The organism is Mycobacterium sp. NGS64 (assembly GCF_059812245.1).
Genome location: NZ_JCALCI010000001.1, coordinates 1,285,216 through 1,305,667, shown reverse-complemented (window position 1 = coordinate 1,305,667; position 20,452 = coordinate 1,285,216). Strand labels below are relative to the sequence as shown.

Genomic DNA, 20,452 nt, shown 5'->3' with positions numbered 1-20,452 from the left:
GCCAAACGGCGAAATTCCCGCCCCACGTTCACACGCAACGCCGCCAGTTCACACTCGGGCCAGGCTAGGCCCTGCTCAGGCTGTGCACCGACAGCGGCGCGACGGCCTCGCGACCGCCCAGCGCGACGAGTTCCACCACCACGGCGGCCGCGGTCACGTGCGCCCCGGCGCGCTCCACGAGCCGGGCGGCCGCGCCCAGGGTGCCGCCGGTGGCCAGCACGTCGTCGATGACCACGATGTCGCGGCCGCGCAGCTCGATCCCGTCGGCCGGGATCTCGAGGGTGGCGCTGCCGTATTCCAGGTCGTACCGCTCGGCGTGCACCGGCGGCGGCAGCTTGCCCGCCTTGCGGATGGCCAGCACGCCGATGCCCAGCCGGCCGGCCACGGCCGCGGCCACCAGGAACCCGCGGGAGTCGATGCCGGCCACCAGGTCGGCGCCGGACGCGATCTCGGCCAGCGCGTCGACGACCGCGTTCATCCCGTCCCGGTCGGCGAACAGCGGGGTCAGGTCCTTGAACTGCACGCCGGGCTGGGGAAAGTCGGCGACATCCCGCGTCAGCGACGCGATCATCTGGGCGACCGGAGCGCCCGTCACTCGAGCCTCACTGTATTAAGGCCCATCGATCCATGTTCCAGCCGGCTCCCCACCGGGTCGGGTTCCTGCTCACGGCGTACATCTTCTTCGATGTCAGCAGCGTGCGCTGCTGCCGGTACAGCGGCAGGGTCGGCATGTCGGCCCACAGCGGCGGGGCCGCCTGCGCCAGCAGCCGGACCCGCTCGGCCGGGTCGGCCGACACCGCCAGTGCGCTGATCGCGCCGTCGACCTGGGGGTTGTTGTAGCCCGACAGGTTGTTGCCGTTGCCGCTGTGCAGCGCGTAGGCGTCCATGGCCGACGACCCGGTCGACCCGCTGCCGGTGGCCCCGCCGGTGCTGGCCAGCAGCACGTCGATCTTGCCGTCCCGCAGCGCCTGGGGCCCGGAGGTGTCCAGCGGGACGCTGGTGACGGTGATGCCGGCCGCCTCGCAGGACTTGGTGATCGACCCGACGGTCACCGCCAGCCGCGCGTTGGGCCCCTGGTAGCCGATCCGCACCGGCTGGGGCGCGCCGCCGAGGGCCTCGCGGGCGGCGGCGGGGTCGGCCTTGCCGAACGGGCCGGCTTCGGCGGCGCCCTCACCGGCCGCGATGGCGTCCTCGGTGGCGGGCTGCAGCCGGGAATTGGCGATCGGCACCGCGGCGTCGTGCGCGATCGTGTCGCGCGGCGTGCACAACGCGAACGCGCGCCGGACCTTGGGCTGCGCCAGCGGTCCCTGCGGCGCGAAGATCAACTGCTCGATGCCGTCCGACGGCGCATCGGAACGCTCGTAGTTGTCGGGGGTGGCCAGCGCGCCGGAGGAACCGGCCGCGACGTCGACGACGTCGACGCTGCGGTTGTTGACCCGGTCCTGGATGTCGGGCCCCTGCGGCCAGACGGTGATCCGCTTGGTCACCGCCTTGGGCCCCCACCACCGGTCGTTGGCGACGAGCACCACCGCGCCGCCGTCCAGGATTCGCTCGATCTTGTACGGGCCCGACGACGGGAAGCGCTTGAGGTCGACACCTGGCTTGAGGTCCCAGCCGGTGTTCCACAGCTTGGCGATCTGCGCCACCACGGGCCCGTTGTTGCTCAGCAGCGCCGCGGTGACGTCCACGTTCAGCTGGTCGGCGATGACGTGCGACGGCATGATCGTGGTCGCGTCGAACAGCTGGGCGTAGTCGACGACGGCGCGGTCCGGGACGAAGGACACCCGGGCCTTCTTCTGGCCCGGGATGCACTCGACGTTGGCGATGTCGACGTAGCCGGCCTGGCTGGCGGCGTCGAAGCCGGGGAACCGGCCGGACTGGGCCGCCCACGCCAGCACCAGGTCGTCGCAGGTCACCGGCTTGCCGTCGCTGTAGACGGCGCTGTCGGCGATCTGGTAGTCGAGGACCAGCGGCGAACCGCCCACGACCGAGACGGAGCCGAAGTCGCGGTCGGCGACGACCTGCCCGTCGGGGCCGTGATAGCCGAAGCCGGTCAGCGTGCGGGCGAACGCCTGCGCCCCCGCCGAAGCGGCGCCGACGACGGTGTTGGTGTTGTAGCTGACCAGCGGGCCGTCGACCACGTAGTCGACGTTCGAGGCGGCGCTGCCCGAGCACCCGGCCAACGCGAACGCCGCCAGCAGCATGCCGGCCAACGCAGCCGCCGCGGTCCCCCTCAGGTTCCCCCGGTCGGCCCGCAACATCTGGCCTACCGCCGGCCCGCGTTTCGCTTGCCGGTCGGGCGCCGGGTCCCGGTGGGACGCACCGGGCGCGCGCCGGGGGCCGGCTTGCTCGGCGCGGGTTTGGCGTGGGCCTCGGCGGCCTCGGTGGCCTTGTCCGCCTCGGCCTCCTCGGTCGCCTCCGCCGGCTCTTCGGCGGCCGACTCGGAAATCTCGACGGCCGACTCGTCGGAGCGCGCACGCCGCTTGAGGACCCGGCGGGTGTGGGTGCGCACCAGCTCGGTGCGTTCGCGCAGGGTGACCAGCAGCGGGGTGGCGAAGAAGATCGACGAGTAGGTGCCCACCATGATGCCGACCAGCTGGACCAGCGCCAGGTCCTTCAGCGTGCCGACGCCCAGCAGCCACACCGCCACGACCATCAGCGCCAGCACCGGCAGCACGCTGATCAGGCTGGTGTTGATCGAGCGCATGAACGTCTGGTTGATCGCCAGGTTGGCGTGCTCGGCGAAGGTGCGCCGGTTGGTGTGCTGGAAGTCGCGGGTGTTCTCCTCGACCTTGTCGAACACGATGACGGTGTCGTACAGCGAGAAACCCAGGATGGTCAGCAGCCCGATGACCGTGGCCGGGCTGACCTCGAAGCCGATCAGTGAATACACGCCGGCGGTGACGGTCAGGTCGAAGACCATGGTGGTCAGCGCGGAGATCGCCATGTAGCGCTCGTAGCGGATGGTGATGTACAGGCTGACCAGCGCCAGGAACACCACCAGCGCGATCAGCGCCTTCTTAGTGATCTGATCACCCCAGGTCTCCGACACAGCCGAGTCGCTGATGGCCTGCTTGCTCGGCTTGCCGTCGTTGCCCTTCGGCTGGAAGGCGTCGAAGAGCGCGTTGCGCAGCTTGGTGGTCTGGTCGTTGGTCAGCGTCTCCGAACGGATCTGCACGGTCGCCGAGGCGCCGTTGCCGACGATCACCACCGACTCGGCGTCCTTGCCGATGGTCTTGCGAAAGACCTCCGACACCTGCGAGGTCTGCGCCGTCCCCCGCGGCATCGACACCGTCGTGCCGCCCTTGAAGTCGATCCCGAAGGTGAAGCCGCGCAGCACGATGCTGATCAGCGCGACCGCGACGATCGCGCCGCTGATGCCGTACCACAGCCGGCGGCGCCCGATCACCTCGAACGCGCCCGTGCCGGTGTAGAGCCGGGAAATGAAGCTGTGGTGCGGCAACTGGGCGCTGTCGGTCAGCGCGGTCGCATCCTTGGGGGCACTCATGCGCTATCCCCGTCCCGTCTTCACGTCCGCCGCGGCCCGGCGTTCCCGCGCGACCTGCTGCACGGCGCCCAGGCCGTTGTACGCGGGCTTGGCCAGCGTCGTGGACTGGGACGCCAGGTAGACCAGCGGCCAGGTCACCAGGAACACCACCACGGTGTCCAGCAGCGTGGTGAGGCCCAGCGTGAAGGCGAAGCCCCGCACCTGGCCGATGGCCAACGCATAGAGCACCGCGGCGGCCAGGAAGGTGACGGCGTTGCCCGACAGGATCGTCCTCCGCGCCCGCACCCACCCGCGTGGCACCGCGGACCGGAACGAACGGCCCTCGCGGATCTCGTCTTTGATGCGTTCGAAGAACACCACGAACGAGTCGGCGGTGGTGCCGATGCCGATGATCAGACCCGCGATGCCCGCCAAATCCAGGGTGTAGTTGATCTGCCGGCCCAGGATCACCAGGATCGCGAAAACCATTGCGCCGGAAGCGGTTAGCGACAATGCGGTGAGCAAACCCAGCAGGCGGTAGTAGAGCAACGAATACAGCAGGACCAGGCCCAGGCCGATGGCGCCCGCAATCAACCCGGCCCGCAGCGAGGTCAATCCCAGTGTCGCCGAGACGGTTTGGGCCTCAGAGGATTCGAAGGACAGCGGCAGCGACCCGTACTTCAACACGTTGGCCAGCTGCTTGGCGGTGGAGGCGGTGAACGGCGGCTGCCCGCCGGAGATCTGGGTGCGCCCGCCGGGAATGGCCTCCTGGATCATCGGGGCGCTGACCACCTGAGAGTCCAGCGTGAACGCCGTCTGGGTGCCCACGTGGGCGGCGGTGAAGTCCGCCCACGTGTTGGCCGCCGCGGGCTTGAACTGCAGGTCGACGACGTAGCCGAGGCCGCGCTGGTTCTGGCTGGACGTGGCGTCGGCGATCTGGTCGCCGCTGATGATCGACGGGCCCAGCAGGTAGGCGACCTTATGGTCGGTCGAGCAGGTCACCAGCGGCAGCGCCGGGTCGTCGTTGCCGGCCAGGATGTCGTCCTTCTTGTCGCACTGGGTCGCCTGGAACTGCAGGGCGAGGAACTGGATGCCCTGGCGGGTGCTCTGCCGCCAGGTCTTCTCCTCGGCGATGCGGTCGGCGAGGTCCTTACGCGGGTCGGGGGGCGCCGGCGCCGCCGGCGGCGGGCCGGGCGCCTCGGGCGGCGGCGCAGGTGCCGGCGCCGGCGCAGGGCTGGGGGCTGGACTGGGTGGCGGGTCTTGCGGATAGGGCCGCGGTTGCGGGCGCGGCGCCGGCTGGGCGGGCTGCGCCGGTTGGGCCGGCGGCGCGGGCTGCTGGGGCTGGCCGGGTGCCGGCTGGGCCCCGCCCGGCTGGCCGGGCGCCGGCTGCTCGGGCGGGGGCCCGCCCGCGGGCGCCTGGGCCGGCGGCTTGGGTTGGGCGGCCTGCGCCGGCATGGAGTTGAGCACCGGCCGGATGTACAGCCGCGCGGTCTGCCCCAGGTTGCGGGCCTCGCTGCCGTCGCTGCCGGGCACCGTGATGACCAGGTTGTCGCCGTCGACCACGACCTCCGAACCGGACACACCCAGCCCGTTGACCCGCGCGCTGATGATCTGCTGCGCCTGCGCCAGCGCCTCCCGGCTCGGGCGCGACCCGTCGGGGGTGCGCGCGGTCAGGGTGACGCGGGTGCCGCCCTGCAGGTCGATGCCGAGCTTGGGGGCGGCCTTCTTGTCGCCCGTGAGGAACACCAGCAGGTAAACGCCGATCAGCAGCAACAAGAACACCGACAGGTATCGGGCAGGGTGCACCGGCGCCGAAGACGATGCCACTTTCCTCGTATCTCCTTGAGAATCGGTTTCTTGCCCCGGCAGAGCCTAGAAAAGCCTACGTGCCCCCTCCCTACCGGCCCGGGTCGGTCAGCCCGTCGGACTCCTCCAAGTCGTCGGCGGCGTCGTCGTCACCGAGCTCGGCCGGCTCCTCGGGCAGGATCTTGTCGCGGATGGCCAGCTTCATCCACGTCGTGACCACGCCGGACGCGATCTCCAGGTCGACGGTGTCGTCGGTGAGGGCGACCACGGTGGCCTCCAGCCCGGACGTGGTGTGCACCCGGTCCCCGGGACGCAACGAGTCGTGCAGGTCGATGGTGGCCTGCATCGCCTTCTTCTGGCGGCGCCCCTGCAAGTAAATGAAGCCGACCATGATGAGCACGAACGGCAAAAACATGACCAAACTATTCATTGCGCCTATCTTCCGTATTCGCCCGTTCCGGGGCTCGAAACGACTAGTAACGGCCAGTCTGCCAGCACCGCAGGGGGCCAACGACTGGCCCCGCTGACTCGCGCGGAACCAGATAGGCTTGACGCGCGACGTGACCCGCGCGCCGCGGTGAGGAGGACGTCGTGGCCAGCCTCGAGCAGACTCGCCACCTGGTCACCGAAATCCCCGGTCCCGCATCGCTGGAGCTGAACAAGCGCCGGGCCGCGTCGGTGTCGCACGGCGTCAACGTCTCGCTGCCGGTGTTCGTCGCGCGCGCCGGTGGCGGCATCGTCGAGGACGTCGACGGCAACCGGCTCATCGACCTGGGTTCCGGCATCGCGGTCACCACGATCGGCAATTCGTCGCCCCGGGTGGTCGACGCGGTGCGCGCGCAGGTCGCCGACTTCACCCACACCTGCTTCATGGTGACGCCGTACGAGGAGTACGTCGCCGTCGCCGAGGAACTCAACCGGATCACGCCGGGCTCCGGCGAAAAGCGCTCGGTGCTGTTCAACTCCGGCGCCGAGGCCGTGGAGAACGCCGTCAAGGCCGCGCGGGCCTACACCCGCAAGCCCGCCGTGGTGGCGTTCAACCACGCCTACCACGGGCGCACCAACCTGGCGATGGCGCTCACCGCCAAGTCGATGCCCTACAAGAGCGGCTTCGGCCCGTTCGCGCCGGAGATCTATCGGGCCCCGCTGTCCTATCCCTATCGGGACGGTCTGCTGGACAAGGAGCTGGCCACCGACGGCCAGAAGGCCGCCGAGCGGGCGATCCGGGTGATCGAGAGCCAGGTCGGCGCGGACAGCCTGGCCGCCGTCCTGATCGAGCCGATCGCCGGCGAGGGCGGATTCATCGTCCCGGCCGACGGGTTCTTGCCCGCCCTGCTGGATTGGTGCCGCAAAAACGACGTGGTGTTCATCGCCGACGAGGTGCAGACCGGGTTCGCGCGCACCGGCGCGATGTTCGCCTGCGAGCACGAGGGCCCGACGGGCCTGGAACCGGATTTGATCTGCACCGCCAAGGGCATCGCCGACGGGCTGCCGCTGTCCGCGGTGAGCGGCCGCGCCGAGATCATGGACGCTCCGCACGTCGGGGGTTTGGGCGGCACGTTCGGCGGTAACCCAGTCGCGTGTGCGGCGGCGCTGGCCACCATCGAGACCATCGAGACTGACGGATTGATCGAGCGGGCCCGGCAGCTGGAACGGCTGATCACCGAACCGCTGCTGCGGCTGCAGGCGGCCGACGACCGGATCGGGGACGTTCGTGGCCGCGGCGCAATGATCGCGATAGAGCTGGTGAAGTCGGGCAGTTCGGACCCCAATCCCGAACTCACCGAAGCGCTTTCGAAGGCGGCCCACGCGGCCGGGGTCATTGTGTTGACGTGCGGGATGTTCGGCAACGTCATCCGGCTATTGCCGCCGCTGACCATCAGCGACGAGCTGCTGACCGAGGGTGTCGACACCCTGACCGGCCTCCTCGGTGAACTGTAGCCACGGTGTGCAACGTCACACCCACGACGGATCCATTGAGGAATACCGTTAGTTTTGCTAACGTTTTAGACATCAGCGCAACGTCGCGCGACCCATTCACCTAGTGCTTATGCGTTAAAAGGGAATCGTTATGTCGACTACTACTAACCAGGAACAGTGGCTCGCTCGCCGCGTCGACGACCTCACCGCCAACGACGCCCAGTTCGCCGCCGCCCGACCGGACCCGGCCGTCGCCGAGGCCCTTGAGCAGCCTGGACTGCGACTGCCGCAGATCATCCAGACCGTGCTCGAGGGTTACGCCGACCGCCCGGCTCTCGGGCAGCGCGCGGTGGAGTTCGTCAAGGACGCGACGACCGGGCGCACGTCGCTGCAGCTGCTCCCCCGCTACGAGACCGTCACTTACGGCGAGCTACGCGTCCGGGTCGACTCGCTGGCCCGCGCGCTGACCCACGACTCGGTCCAGGCCGGCGACCGGGTGTGCGTGCTCGGCTTCAACAGCGTCGACTACGCCACCATCGACATCGCGCTCGGCATGATCGGCGCCGTGTCGGTCCCGCTGCAGACCAGCGCGGCGATCGCCCAGCTGCAGCCGATCGTGACCGAGACCGAGCCCAGCGTGATCGCGGCCAGCGTCAACCAGCTGCCCGACGCCGTCGAGCTGATCCTGAGCGGACCCGCGCCGGCCAAGCTGGTCGTGTTCGACTACCACCCCGAGGCCGACGACGAGCGCGAGGCCGTCGACGCCGCCCGCGCGCGGTTGGCCGACACCGCCATCACCGTCGAGGCCCTGGCCGACCTGTTGGAGCGCGGGAGCGCGCTGCCCGAGGCGCCGGCATCGGCGCCCGCCGAGGGTGACCCGCTGGCCCTGCTGATCTACACCTCCGGCAGCACCGGCGCGCCCAAGGGCGCGATGTACCCGGCGAGCAACGTCGGGAAGATGTGGTGCCGGTCGGCCCGCAACTGGTTCGGACCGAGCGCCGCGTCGATCACCCTGAACTTCATGCCGATGAGCCACGTCATGGGCCGCGGCATCCTCTACGGCACGCTCGGCAATGGCGGCACCGCCTACTTCGCGGCCCGCAGTGACCTCTCGACGCTGCTGGAGGACCTCGAGCTGGTCCGGCCCACCGAGATGAACTTCGTGCCGCGGATCTGGGAGACCATCTACGCGGAGTACCAGCGCCGGGTCGACCGCGGCGACGACGAGGCCGAGGTGATGGACGAGCTGCGCAACCACCTGCTGGGCGGGCGGTTCATCTTCGCGATGACGGGCTCGGCGCCCACCTCCCCGGAGCTGCGGCAGTGGGTCGAGTCCCTGCTGCAGATGCATCTGTTGGACGGCTACGGGTCCACCGAGGCCGGCATGGTCCTGTTCGACGGCGAGGTGCAGCGCCCGCCGGTCGTCGACTACAAGCTGGTCGACGTCCCGGACCTGGGCTACTTCTCCACCGACCGGCCCTACCCGCGCGGCGAGCTGCTGCTCAAGACCAACAACATGTTCCCCGGCTACTACAAGCGGCCCGAGGTGACCGCCGGCGTCTTCGACGAGGACGGCTACTACCGGACCGGCGACGTCGTCGCCGAGGTCGCTCCCGACAAGCTGGTCTACGTCGACCGGCGCAACAACGTGCTCAAGCTCGCGCAGGGCGAATTCGTCACCGTCGCGAAGCTGGAGGCGGTGTTCGGCAACAGCCCGCTGGTGCGCCAGATCTACGTCTACGGCAACAGCGCCCACCCGTATCTCTTGGCGGTCGTGGTGCCCACCGAAGAGGCCTTGGCGGCGTACGACATCGACACTTTGAAGCCGATGATCGCCGACTCGCTGCAGTACGTCGCGAAGGAGGCCGGGCTGCAGTCCTACGAGGTGCCGCGCGACTTCCTCATCGAGACAACGCCTTTCACGCTGGAGAACGGTCTGCTGACCGGCATCCGCAAGCTGGCGTGGCCGAAGCTGAAGCAGCAGTACGGCGAGCGCCTCGAACAGCTCTACGCCGAGCTGGCCGAGGGGCAGGCCAACGAGCTGAGCGAGCTGCGCCGCAGCGGCGCCGACGCGCCGGCGCTGCAGACGGTGAGCCGCGCCGCGGCCGCCCTGCTGGGCACCGCGAGCAGCGAGGTGTCACCGGACGCGCACTTCACCGACCTGGGCGGAGACTCGTTGTCGGCGTTGACCTTCGGCAACCTGCTGCACGAGATCTTCGACGTCGACGTGCCGGTGGGCGTGATCGTCAGCCCGGCAAACGACCTGGCGGCGATCGCCACCTACATCGAGGGCGAGCGCAAGGGCACCAAGCGGCCGAGCTTCGCCTCGGTGCACGGGCGCGACGCGACCGAGGTGCACGCGGCCGAGCTGACGCTGGACAAGTTCCTGGAGGCCTCGACTCTGGAGGCCGCGCCCGAGCTGCCCGAGCCCACCTCCGAGGTGCGCACCGTATTGCTCACCGGCGCAACCGGTTTCCTGGGTCGCTACCTGGCCCTGGAATGGCTGGAGCGGATGGACCTGGTCGACGGCAAGGTGATCGCGCTGGTACGGGCCCGCACGGATGAAGAGGCGAGGAGTCGTCTCGACAAGACCTTTGACAGCGGGGACCCCAAGCTGCTGGCGCACTACCAGGCGCTGGCCGCCGACCACCTGGAGGTCATCGCCGGTGACAAGGGCGAGGCGGACCTCGGCCTGGACCGGCAGACCTGGCAGCGGCTGGCCGACACCGTCGACCTGATCGTCGACCCCGCGGCGCTGGTCAACCACGTGCTGCCCTACAGCGAGCTGTTCGGGCCGAACGCGCTGGGCACCGCCGAGCTGATCCGGCTCGCGCTGACGACAAAGATCAAGCCGTACACCTACGTTTCGACGATCGGGGTGGGCGACCAGATCCAACCCGGCAAGTTCACCGAGGACGCCGACATCCGCCAGATCAGCGCGACGCGGGCGATCAACGACAGCTACGCCAACGGCTACGGCAACAGCAAGTGGGCCGGCGAGGTGCTGCTGCGCGAGGCCCACGACCTGTGCGGGCTGCCGGTCGCGGTGTTCCGCTGCGACATGATCCTGGCCGACACCACCTACGCCGGCCAGCTCAACGTCCCGGACATGTTCACCCGGATGATGCTGAGCCTGGCCGCCACCGGGATCGCGCCCGCCTCGTTCTACGAGCGCGACGCCGACGGCAACCGGCAGCGCGCCCACTACGACGGGCTGCCCGTGGAGTTCATCGCCGAGGCGATCTCCACCCTCGGTGCCCAAAGCGACCAGGCTTCTGGGGGCTTCCGCACCTTCCACGTGATGAACCCCTACGACGACGGCATCGGGATGGACCAGTTCGTCGACTGGCTGATCGACGCGGGCTGCGCCATCCGGCGCGTCGACGACTACGGCGACTGGCTGCAGCGGTTCGAGACCAGCCTGCGCGGGCTGCCCGAAAAGCAGCGCAACGCCTCGCTGCTGCCGCTGCTGCACAACTACCAGAAGCCCGAGCGGCCGATCAACGGCTCGATTGCGCCCACCGACCGGTTCCGCGCCGCGGTTCAGGACGCGAAAATCGGCCCAGACAAGGACATTCCGCACGTCACGCCGCAGATCATCGCCAAGTACGTCAGCGACCTGCAGCTGCTCGGATTGCTGTAAGCACGCACAGAAAATCGCCGGCCCCGCGCGGGGTCGGCGATTTTCTGCGTCAGCTCGTTCTGACTCAGCCCTGCGGGTGCGGCCAGCGCAGGTACGCCGCGTTCGGCGAGCCCGCGGCGTCGCGCTGGCGGCGCCAGCCGCGCTCCATCCGGGGCTTGGTCACCGCGCCGGACGAGACCGCGGGCGACTCGTCGAGCCCGGACACGTACGCCGGCTCCCCGACCGGCGCAGCTGCCTCGGGCTCCGCGTGGCCCAGGGGTGCCACGTCGCGCGCGAGCCGCACCGCCGTGCGCGCCAGGACGACCCCGCCCACGAAGATGATCAGCGCGCCGAGGCCGGAGAAATAGGAGACCTCGAGGGCGGCGCGCTTGCGTTCGGTCGCCGCGATCGGGTCGCCGGCGGATCCGATGCCCAGCAGAGGAGCGATTTGGCCGCCCACCACGAACCACGCGCCGGACAGGACCGCGAGCCAGCCGCCCACCATGGCGGCGATGCGGTTGCCGGCGACGATCAAGAGCAGGCCACCCACCACCGTGGCGGCGCCCGGGAGCACCTCGAGCCAGCCGCGCGCCGTCGTCCACGCCCAGTCGCGGTCGGGCGTGTACGCGAAGTTGAAGTGGGGGCCGACGAACGGGATCAACGCCCCCCAGGCGCCAAGGATCACCAGGATCAATCCGCTGATCGCGCCGCGCGAGCGCGGCATGGTCAAGGCGCCTGGATAGTCCCTATCTGCGTATTTCATTCCATCTCCTCAATTGAAGCCGGGCCCATTTCCGGCCCCCCGGGAGTACCCGACCCGGCCGCGATGTAACACCCGCGGCCGCAAGGAGCGGCTTTCCGTGACCAGTGAGGCTGATGTTGCTGGCGTTACCAGGACAGGCCGAGCACCACCAACACGATGGCGATCACCGGAAACGTGCCCTGGATGACCGCGGCCCGCGCCTTGTCCCGCGCGGAGAACACCAGCACGATCGCGGCGGCGGCCATAGATCCGACTCCGGCGAGAACGAGCGCGACCCCGACGGCCTTGTCGCCCATGATCACCGGGGGAATGCCGAGGAGGGTGACGATGGCCAGGAACAGGTTGTAGAAGCCCTGGTTGAAGGCGAGCAGCCGGGTGGTCTCGGCTTCCTCGGCCGTCGTGCCGAAGACGGCGCGGGTGCGCTCCGAGGTCCAGGTCAACGACTCCATCGTGAAGATGTAGACGTGCAGTAGGGCTGCCAGCCCGGCGAACACCAACCCGGCGGTGAGCATCGCTCCTCCTCGGTAAGTCGAACGACCCAAGAACCATACCGAGCGGCGCTTCGCCCGGGCGCGCAACAGCACCGGCGGCCCGCTGGGACTACCGGTGCTCTCGCGCGTGATCAGGCCAGATGGTGCCGACCCGCGGCGCCCGGCGCCAGCGCCGCGCTTGCGATCGGCACTAGACGCCGGCGTGGTGGTGGCGGCGGAACAGGCCGCCCCCGGCGCGCCGGTGGAAGAAGCCGCGCCCGGTGCGCTCGTCGGCCGGCACGTCGCGACGCGATTCGTCATACATGGCCGGTTGCTCTGCCGGGGCCGCGGCCACCGGCGCCGGTTCGGCCACGACGACGTCGCGGGCATGCCGCACCGCGACGCGCCCGAGGGCGGCGCCGCCCAGGAACACGATCAGCGCACCCAGGCCGGTGAAGTAGGTGACCTCGAGCAGGGCCCGCTTCAGGTCCGTCGCGGCCGCCGGCTGGCCGACGTCGCCGATGTTCAGCATCGGCGCGAACGCCCGGCCGACCACGAACCAAGCGCCGGCCACGACGGCCAGCCAGCCGCCGAGCACCGCGCTGGCGCGATTGCCGGACACGAGCAGGATCAGGCCGCCCACCGCGGCGACGACGCCGGGGAGCACCTCCAGCCAGCCCTTCGCCGTCGTCCACGTCCATGCCGGGTCGGCCATGTACGCCCAATTGACGTTGGGTCCGAAGAACGGGATCAGCGCGCCCCACGCACCCAAGAGGATCAGCAGCAGCCCGCTCAGCGCGCCGCGGCTGCGAGGCATGTACGCCGCGCGAGGGCGGTCATAGTCGGGGTTGGTTCGCCTCATCAGAATCTCCTTCAACAGTGATTGCTGTTGCGAGGCGGGTACCCGCGGCGCGAGTGACGTAACCCACACCCCGGGGGCGGCGCCGACCGCCCTAGTCGAACAGGCCCGGTTGCCCGAGGCCGGCCGCCCCGGCCGGCGGCGTCAGGCCGAGGTGCGTCCAGGCCTGGGCGGTGGCCACCCGGCCGCGCGGGGTGCGCGCGACCATGCCCGCCCGCACCAGGAACGGCTCGCACACCTCCTCGACGGTCGCGGCCTCCTCGCCCACCGCCACCGCCAGCGTCGAGACCCCGACCGGGCCGCCGCCGAAGCCGCGGGTCAGCGCCGACAGCACCGCCCGGTCCAGCCGGTCCAGCCCCAGCTCGTCGACGTCGTAGACCTCCAGCGCGGACTTGGCGACGTCGCGGGTGATCACGCCGTCGGCGCGCACCTCGGCGAAGTCGCGGACCCGGCGCAGCAACCGGTTGGCGATCCGCGGGGTCCCCCGCGAGCGTCGCGCGATCTCGGAGCCCGCGTCGGCGCCCAGCTCGATGCCCAGGATCCCGGCGGACCGTGCCAGCACCCGCTCCAGCTCGGCGGGCTCGTAGAAGTCCATGTGCGCGGTGAACCCGAACCGGTCGCGCAGGGGGCCGGTCAGCGCGCCGGACCTAGTGGTCGCGCCGACCAGGGTGAAGGGCGCCACCTCCAGCGGAATCGACGTCGCCCCGGGCCCTTTGCCGACGACCACGTCCACCCGGAAGTCCTCCATCGCCAGGTAGAGCATCTCCTCGGCGGGCCGCGCGATGCGGTGGATTTCGTCGATGAACAACACGTCGTGCTCGACCAGGTTGGACAGCATCGCGGCCAGGTCGCCGGCGCGTTCCAGCGCCGGACCGGACGTCACCCGCAACGACGAGCCGAGCTCCGCCGCGATGATCATCGCCAGCGAGGTCTTGCCCAGGCCCGGCGGACCGGACAGCAGGATGTGATCCGGGGTGCCGCCGCGGTTCTTGGCCCCCTCGATGACCAGCTGCAGCTGCTCACGCACCCGCGACTGCCCGATGAACTCCCGCAGCGAGCGGGGCCGCAGGCTGACGTCGATGTCACCCTCGCCAGACACCAGCGCCCCCGAAACTTCCCGGACGTCGCGGTCGGAGAAGTCGTCGGTCATTTGCGCCACTCCTCCTCATCGCTCCGCTCTGCATCGTCGCCGGCGCGGGTCATCGGGACTTACCCAGCAACGACAGGGCGGCCCGCAGCGCGCTGGACGTCGTCGCCTCGTGATCGCCGGCCAGCACCTTGTCGGTGGCCTCCTCGGCCTGCTTGGCGGCGAAGCCCAGGCCGACCAGCGCCTCCACCACGGGGGTGCGCACCGCGTGGCCGTTAACCAGCGGCGCCCCGTTGGTCGCGGCCATCCCACCGACCTTGTCGCGCAGCTCGAGCACCATCCGCTCGGCGCTGCGCTTGCCGATGCCGGGCACCCGGGTCAGCGCGGCGACGTCGCCGTCGTGCAGCACGTGGCGCAACGTGGCGGCGTCGTGCACTGCCAGCGTCGCCATCGCCAGCCGCGGCCCGACCCCCGACACCGACAGCAGCGTCAGGAACAGGTCGCGGGTCTGCGCGTCGGTGAACCCGTACAGCGTCATCGAGTCCTCGCGCACGATCATCGCGGTGATCAGCCGGGCCTCGCTGCCCTGCCGCAGCGTCGCCAGCGTCGACGGCGTCGCGTTCACCCGGTAGCCGACACCGGCCGCCTCGATCACGACGTGGTCGAGCGCCACCTCGAGCACCTCGCCGCGCACCGACGCGATCATCGGGCGGCCGCCTTGCGCGTCGCCGCCAACTTGGCCCGGTAGGCGTGCCGTTGCTGCGCGGCGAGGGCCTCGGCGGCGGCCATCCGGGCGATCATCGGCGCGCGCCAGCTGTGGCAGATCGCCAACGCCAACGCGTCGGCCGCGTCGGCGGGCGTCGGTTTGGCCTGCAGCGCAAGGATTTTGGTGACCATCGTGGTGACCTGCGCCTTGTCGGCGAACCCGTTGCCGGTGACCGCGGCCTTCACCTCGGTGGGGGTGTGGAAGTGCACGTCGATGCCGCGCCTGGCCGCCGCCAGCGCGACCACGCCGCCGGCCTGCGCGGTGCCCATCACCGTCGACACGTTGTGCTGGGAGAACACCCGCTCGATGGCCACCACATCCGGCCGGTGGGTGTCCAGCCAGTGCTCGACGGCATCGCTGACGGCCAGCAACCGCTTGGTCAGCGGCGCGTCCGACCCGGTGCGCACCACGTCGACGTCGAGCGCGACGACCTTGCGCCCCCCGCCAGTCTCCACGACCGCCAGGCCGCATCGGGTCAGCCCGGGGTCGACGCCCATCACGCGCATTGCCGGCTCCTTCGTACGAACAGCTGTTCGAGAGCCTAACCGGCGACACCGACGGCATCCGGTAGGACACGCTGCCCCCGGGTAAAGCTGTTAACTTATAGCCCACGTTCGCTCTAGCCCTGTGGCAACGGAAGGTTCAGCGTGGGAACAGTCCTGCTCGTCCTGGCGGCGGTGCTGTTCATCGCGTCGATCGTGGTGCTCGTCATCGCTTTGCGGCGACCCAAAAAGCCGGCCCCGCCGCGCGGGCGCTCCGACCCGCTGTCGTTCAACGCCATGCCGCAGTTCGGGCCCCGCCAACTCGGCCCTGGCGCGATCGTCAGCTACGGCGGTGTCGACCTCGTGGTGCGCGGCTCGGTGACGTTCCGCGAGGGGCCGTTCGTGTGGTGGGAGCACCTCCTGGAGGGCGGCGACCAGCCGATCTGGTTGAGCGTCGAAGAGGACGACGGGCGCCTGGAGCTGGCCATGTGGGTCAACCGCAAGGACCTCACTCTGCAGCCCGGTGACCAGTACGTCATCGACGGCGTGGCCTTCCACGAGACCGAGCGCGGCCGGGCGTCTTACACCACCGAGGGCACCACCGGCCTGCCCGCCGGCGGCGAGATGGAATTCCTCGACTGCACCAACGCCAACGAGAGCGCCCTGCTCTCGTTCGAGCGCTGGGCCCCGGACATGCCCTGGGAGGTTTCGACGGGCAAGTCCGTCGTGCCCGGGGAGCTGACCGTCTACCCCGCGCCCCCACCCTCCTCCCCATAGGACCGCCTCGGTGCCCCTCCATCAGCTCGCCGTGACTCCGGCGGACGTGTCCGGGGAACGGCTGGGGCTCGCGCTCAACGCGCCCGCACCGGCGCCGCTGGCCACCTGTTCGCTGGAGCATCCCGACGGCGGCGCGCTGCTGCTCGGCGTGCTGGGCGCATCGCACGTAGTCGCGGTCGAGCATGCGAAAGGCCAGTTCTCCGAACAGGTTTCGTGCACCGCCCGCGGCCTCGGCGGTGACCTGCCGCGGCGCACCGACGCCCCCGGTTACCGGCTGCGGTCGCGCACCGAGACGCACGAGGAGGCGAGTTTCCGCCGGCTGGCCGGCGAGCTGCGCGAACGCTGCACGCGGCAACCGGGCTGGCTCGGCGGCACGTTCCCCGGCGACGACGCCGCGCTGACCGCGCTGGCCGCCGAACCCGACGGCGCCGGATGGCACTGGCAGACCTGGCATCTGTACCCGCTGGAGTCGGGCGGCGTGGTGGTGCACACCGAGAGCCGGTGGCGCCCGTGAGCCGCAACCGCCTGTTCCTGATCTCCGGGGCGCTGGCCGTCGCCGCCGTCGTCTGCCTGGTCTTCGGAATCATCTTGGAGCAGAAGGACATCGGGTCCTACATCGCGAGCCACTATCACGAATACTCCCGCGACGTGAACGGCACGCGCTACCAGTGCACCGGCTCCCCCGACCAGGTCGCCGACACGCTCGCCGACTATCAGGCCCCCGAGGCGCGCGCGTCCAACGGCGACAGCGAATACCTGCGGTACAGCAACAACATCGTGATCGTCGGGCCCGACGGTAACAATCCGTGCAGCATCCGCGTCGAACCCCTGAGCGCCGGATACAGCCACGGCGCGTTCGTCTTCCTGGGCCCCGGCTTCTTCCCCGGCTCCCCGTCGGGCGGCGCCGGCGGCACCCCGGGCGGCCCCGGCGGCACCAAGTGATGGCTTAAGGCAGTAACCGTAAAGGAGACAACCATGAACCTCGCCGTCGAGATCGGCAACGTCGACGTCAATCCCGTCTTGAGGGGCGCGGTCGCGACGATCCTGTACTTCGCCGTCGGGATGGCGGTGCTGCTCGTCGGCTTCTACATGGTCGACTGGCTGACCCCGGGCAAGCTGCGCCAGCTGGTGTTCATCGACCGCCGCCCCAACGCCGTCGTCGTCGCGGGCGCCATGTACATCTCGCTCACCATCGTCATCATCACCGCCATCGCCAACAGCTACAGCCAGCTGGGCCAGGGACTCCTCGGCGTGGCGGTGTACGGGCTGATGGGTGTGATCCTGCTCGGGGTCGCGCTGCTGGCGATGCACCTGCTGATCCCCGGCGACTTCCACGAGCACATCGACGAGCCCACGCTGCACCCGGGGTCCTTCGCGGTCGCCCTGATATTGCTGGCCGTGGGAGGGGTGACCGCCGCGGCGGTGTCATGACGTCCCAGGGCCGTTGGCGCGCCGTCTTGTTGGCCGCCGTGGCGGCCTGCGCGGCCTGCGGCATCATCTACGAACTCGCGCTGCTGACGCTGTCGGCCAGCCTCAACGGCGGGGGCATCGTCGCCACGTCGCTGATCGTCGCGGGCTACATCGCGGCGCTGGGCGCGGGCGCGCTGCTGGCCAAGCCGCTGCTGGCGCACGCGGCGATCGCCTTCATCGCCGTCGAGGCGCTGCTGGGAATTATCGGCGGCCTGTCCGCGGCCGCGCTGTACACGGTGTTCGCGTTCCTGGACGGCTCGGTGGGCTCGACGTGGGTGCTGGCGGCGGGCACGGCCCTGATCGGCGGCCTGGTCGGCGCGGAGGTGCCGCTGCTGATGACGCTGCTGCAACGGGGGCGGACGGCCCACGCGGCCGACGCCGGGCGCACGCTGGCCAACCTCAACGCCGCCGACTACCTCGGCGCGCTGCTGGGCGGGCTCGTCTGGCCGTTCCTGCTGCTGCCGCACCTCGGGATGATCCGCGGCGCGGCGGCCACGGGCATCATCAACCTGGCGGCGGCGGGGATCGTGGCGGTCTTCTTGTTGCGCCGCATCGTTTCCGCGCGGCAACTCCTGACGGCGTTGTGCGCGCTCGCCGCCGCGCTGGGGCTGCTCGCCACGCTGCTGGTGCGCTCGGCCGACATCGAAACCACAAGCAGGCAAAGGCTTTACGCCGACCCGATCATCGCCTACCGGCACACGGCCTATCAGGAGATCGTTGTGACCCGGCGCGGCAACGACATGCGCCTCTACCTCGACGGGGGCCTGCAGTTCTCCACCCGCGACGAATACCGCTACACCGAAAGCCTTGTCTACCCCGCTCTTGGTGCCGGTGGACATTCGGTGCTGGTGCTCGGCGGCGGCGACGGCCTGGCCGCCCGCGAACTGCTGCGCCAGCCGGGCATCGGCAAGATCGTGCAGGTCGAGCTCGACCCCGCCGTCATCGAATTGGCCCGCACCACCATGCGCGAGGCCAACGGCGGCGCGCTGGACAACCCGCGCGTCAAGGTCGTGATCGGCGACGCGATGACCTGGCTGCGCGGCTCCTCGGACACCGGATTCGACGCGGTGATCGTCGACCTTCCCGACCCCGACACGCCCGTGCTGGGCCGGCTCTACTCCACCGAGTTCTACGCGCTCGCCGCCCGCGCGCTGGCGCCCGGCGGGCTGATGGTCGTGCAGGCGGGCAGCCCGTTCTCCACGCGGACGGCGTTCTGGCGCACGGTCTCGACGATCCGGGCCGCCGGTTATGCCGTCACGCCGTATCACGTGCACGTGCCCACGTTCGGGGACTGGGGGTTCGTCTTGGCGCAACGCGGCGACGCCGCGCCTGTGCCGCGGGTGCCGGCCGACGCTCCCGCGCTGCGGTTCCTCAACCAGCGGGTGCTCGACGCGGCCACCGTCTTCGCCGGCGACATCGGCGACCGCCCACTCGAGCCGTCGACCCTGGACAATCCGCGCGTCGTCGAGGATATGCGGCACGGCTACGACTAGGCATTTGGGCGGCGACCCGCTTCGCCCGGCTCCGCCGCGCTTGCGATCGCCGACTAAGCAGGCTGGTCCGCCCGCACCACCCACACCGCAGCCCGGCCTTGGGGCCGCTGGTCGACCCGGACGCCGACGAAGCCCGCCGCCCGGCACTGCTCCGCGAACGACTCGGCCTGCCGCTCGGTCCAGCCGTGGCTGGCCAGGCCGGTGGCCCCGGGTTGCACATGGCGCTCCATCACCAACAACCGGCCCGCCGGCGCGAGCACGCGGCGCAGTTCGGCGAGCCCGGCGGTGACGTCCTTCCAGTGGTGCACCGTCTTGAGCGACCAGACGACGGTCGCCCAGCCGTCGGAAACGGGCAGCGCCTCGGCGCCACCCTGGGCCCAGGTGACCGTCGGGCGGTCACGCGTCACGGCGCGAGCCAGGCGCAACATCACCGGGGCCGGATCCACCCCGACAACGCGCGCGCCCCGTGCGGCGGCGGCCCGCGCGGCATTGCCTGGGCCACAACCGATGTCGACAACGCGGTCGGCGTCCGACACCCCGGCCAGGTCGACGGCCAGGCGCGCGTTTCCGCGACCCATGACGAGCATGCCGAGGGCGGTCACCAGACCCATCGGGCCGCCGAAGCCCGGGTGGTCGGCGTGATGGTTGACGACGGGCGGCTCGGTCATCGATCCCCCGCTGCTCACTCCTCGTCGAGCGCCGCCAGCACCTCGTCGGAGAGGTCGACGTTGGTGTAGACGTTCTGCACGTCGTCGCTGTCCTCCAGCGCGTCGACGAGCTTGAACACCTTGCGGGCGCCGTCGACGTCGACGGGAACGCTGACCGACGGCTGGAAACTGGCCTCGGCCGACTCGTAGTCGATGCCGGCGTCCTGCAACGCGGTGCGCACCGCGACCAGATCGGTCGGCTCGGAGATGATCTCGAAGCTGTCACCCAGGTCGTTGACGTCCTCGGCGCCGGCGTCAAGCACCGCGGTCAGCACGTCGTCTTCGGTCAGCCCGTTCTTCTCCAGCGTGACCACGCCCTTGCGGGAGAACAGGTACGCCACCGAGCCGGGGTCGGCCATGGTGCCGCCGTTGCGCGTCATCGCCACCCGCACCTCGCTGGCGGCGCGGTTGCGGTTGTCGGTCAGGCACTCGATCAGCACCGCCACCCCGTTGGGCGCGTAGCCCTCGTAGGTGATGGTTTGCCAGTCGGCGCCGCCGGCCTCCTCGCCGGCCCCGCGCTTGCGGGCGCGCTCGATGTTGTCGTTGGGCACCGAGGTCTTCTTGGCCTTCTGGATCGCGTCGTAGAGCGTCGGGTTGCCGGCCGGGTCACCGCCGCCGGTGCGGGCCGCGACCTCGATGTTCTTGATCAGCCGGGCGAACTCCTTGCCGCGGCGGGCGTCTTTGACGGCCTTCTGGTGCTTGGTGGTGGCCCACTTGGAATGGCCGCTCATCGGTGTTGCTAC

Annotated in this window: 20 protein-coding genes; 7 read left to right on the top strand and 13 right to left on the bottom strand. The window is 70.4% G+C overall.

Annotated elements, in window-relative coordinates:
* Positions 1-64: 64 nt before the first annotated feature.
* The 5 genes from AC5Y4S_RS06605 to yajC form a co-directional block, all read right to left on the bottom strand.
* A complete protein-coding gene (locus AC5Y4S_RS06605; RefSeq protein ID WP_500032184.1) occupies positions 65-571 on the bottom strand; it encodes an adenine phosphoribosyltransferase in 507 nt (168 codons plus the stop codon).
* A 31-nt stretch (positions 572-602) separates the two neighbouring features.
* Entirely contained in the window at positions 603-2,261 is a 1,659-nt protein-coding gene (locus AC5Y4S_RS06600) for an ABC transporter substrate-binding protein (protein ID WP_500031207.1), read from the bottom strand.
* Between the two features lie 5 nt (positions 2,262-2,266).
* The gene (gene secF / locus AC5Y4S_RS06595; protein ID WP_500031205.1) at positions 2,267-3,508 is read right to left on the bottom strand and encodes a protein translocase subunit SecF; all 1,242 of its coding nucleotides are present in this window, start codon (positions 3,506-3,508) and stop codon (positions 2,267-2,269) included.
* A 3-nt stretch (positions 3,509-3,511) separates the two neighbouring features.
* Positions 3,512-5,314: a protein translocase subunit SecD gene (gene secD, locus AC5Y4S_RS06590; protein WP_500031203.1), complete on the bottom strand. Its 1,803-nt coding sequence runs from the start codon at positions 5,312-5,314 to the stop codon at positions 3,512-3,514.
* Positions 5,315-5,384: 70 nt separating this feature from the next.
* Positions 5,385-5,723, bottom strand: coding sequence for a preprotein translocase subunit YajC (gene yajC / locus AC5Y4S_RS06585; protein WP_500031201.1), 339 nt, complete (start codon positions 5,721-5,723; stop codon positions 5,385-5,387).
* 161 nt (positions 5,724-5,884) lie between these two features.
* On the opposite strand from yajC, the gene gabT reads away from it, so the two are divergent.
* A complete protein-coding gene (gabT, locus tag AC5Y4S_RS06580; RefSeq protein WP_500031199.1) occupies positions 5,885-7,234 on the top strand; it encodes a 4-aminobutyrate--2-oxoglutarate transaminase in 1,350 nt (449 codons plus the stop codon).
* 130 nt (positions 7,235-7,364) lie between these two features.
* Positions 7,365-10,856, top strand: coding sequence for a carboxylic acid reductase (gene car / locus AC5Y4S_RS06575; protein ID WP_500031197.1), 3,492 nt, complete (start codon positions 7,365-7,367; stop codon positions 10,854-10,856).
* Positions 10,857-10,920: 64 nt separating this feature from the next.
* On the opposite strand, the gene AC5Y4S_RS06570 is transcribed toward car, so the two are convergent.
* From AC5Y4S_RS06570 to ruvC, 6 genes are all read right to left on the bottom strand, one after another.
* The gene (locus AC5Y4S_RS06570; protein WP_500031195.1) at positions 10,921-11,598 is read right to left on the bottom strand and encodes a hypothetical protein; all 678 of its coding nucleotides are present in this window, start codon (positions 11,596-11,598) and stop codon (positions 10,921-10,923) included.
* 125 nt (positions 11,599-11,723) lie between these two features.
* The gene (locus AC5Y4S_RS06565) at positions 11,724-12,110 is read right to left on the bottom strand and encodes a DUF1304 domain-containing protein (RefSeq protein WP_068188054.1); all 387 of its coding nucleotides are present in this window, start codon (positions 12,108-12,110) and stop codon (positions 11,724-11,726) included.
* A gap of 169 nt (positions 12,111-12,279) precedes the next feature.
* Positions 12,280-12,930 carry a hypothetical protein gene (locus AC5Y4S_RS06560; RefSeq protein ID WP_500031193.1) on the bottom strand — a complete coding sequence of 217 codons (651 nt, stop codon included), beginning with the start codon at positions 12,928-12,930 and terminating at the stop codon, positions 12,280-12,282.
* Between the two features lie 91 nt (positions 12,931-13,021).
* Positions 13,022-14,077, bottom strand: a complete 1,056-nt coding sequence (gene ruvB, locus AC5Y4S_RS06555) for a Holliday junction branch migration DNA helicase RuvB (RefSeq protein ID WP_500031191.1) — start codon at positions 14,075-14,077, stop codon at positions 13,022-13,024.
* 49 nt (positions 14,078-14,126) lie between these two features.
* Complete coding sequence (gene ruvA, locus AC5Y4S_RS06550) at positions 14,127-14,720, bottom strand: Holliday junction branch migration protein RuvA (RefSeq protein WP_500031189.1); 594 nt, start codon at positions 14,718-14,720, stop codon at positions 14,127-14,129.
* Entirely contained in the window at positions 14,717-15,286 is a 570-nt protein-coding gene (ruvC, locus tag AC5Y4S_RS06545) for a crossover junction endodeoxyribonuclease RuvC (protein WP_068101557.1), read from the bottom strand. Before ruvC ends, ruvA begins: the two co-directional genes overlap by 4 nt.
* Before the next feature lie 141 nt (positions 15,287-15,427).
* Here ruvC and AC5Y4S_RS06540 point away from each other — a divergent pair, with 141 nt between their 5' ends.
* From AC5Y4S_RS06540 to AC5Y4S_RS06520, 5 genes are read left to right on the top strand one after another with little or no spacing between them, the layout of a single operon-like run.
* A complete protein-coding gene (locus AC5Y4S_RS06540) occupies positions 15,428-16,039 on the top strand; it encodes a DUF4178 domain-containing protein (protein ID WP_500031187.1) in 612 nt (203 codons plus the stop codon).
* Between the two features lie 10 nt (positions 16,040-16,049).
* Positions 16,050-16,553: a DUF2617 family protein gene (locus AC5Y4S_RS06535; RefSeq protein ID WP_500031185.1), complete on the top strand. Its 504-nt coding sequence runs from the start codon at positions 16,050-16,052 to the stop codon at positions 16,551-16,553.
* Positions 16,550-16,981, top strand: coding sequence for a DUF4247 domain-containing protein (locus AC5Y4S_RS06530; protein WP_068188076.1), 432 nt, complete (start codon positions 16,550-16,552; stop codon positions 16,979-16,981). Before AC5Y4S_RS06535 ends, AC5Y4S_RS06530 begins: the two co-directional genes overlap by 4 nt.
* A 33-nt stretch (positions 16,982-17,014) precedes the next feature.
* Complete coding sequence (locus tag AC5Y4S_RS06525; protein WP_500031182.1) at positions 17,015-17,470, top strand: DUF350 domain-containing protein; 456 nt, start codon at positions 17,015-17,017, stop codon at positions 17,468-17,470.
* Positions 17,467-19,002 carry a polyamine aminopropyltransferase gene (locus AC5Y4S_RS06520; RefSeq protein ID WP_500031180.1) on the top strand — a complete coding sequence of 512 codons (1,536 nt, stop codon included), beginning with the start codon at positions 17,467-17,469 and terminating at the stop codon, positions 19,000-19,002. The genes AC5Y4S_RS06525 and AC5Y4S_RS06520 overlap by 4 nt, the downstream gene beginning before the upstream one ends.
* Before the next feature lie 53 nt (positions 19,003-19,055).
* Here AC5Y4S_RS06520 and AC5Y4S_RS06515 read toward each other — a convergent pair whose 3' ends face one another.
* Both AC5Y4S_RS06515 and AC5Y4S_RS06510 read right to left on the bottom strand, forming a co-directional pair.
* Positions 19,056-19,670, bottom strand: coding sequence for a class I SAM-dependent methyltransferase (locus tag AC5Y4S_RS06515; RefSeq protein WP_500031177.1), 615 nt, complete (start codon positions 19,668-19,670; stop codon positions 19,056-19,058).
* A gap of 14 nt (positions 19,671-19,684) precedes the next feature.
* Complete coding sequence (locus tag AC5Y4S_RS06510; RefSeq protein ID WP_067882173.1) at positions 19,685-20,440, bottom strand: YebC/PmpR family DNA-binding transcriptional regulator; 756 nt, start codon at positions 20,438-20,440, stop codon at positions 19,685-19,687.
* Positions 20,441-20,452 lie beyond the last annotated feature (12 nt).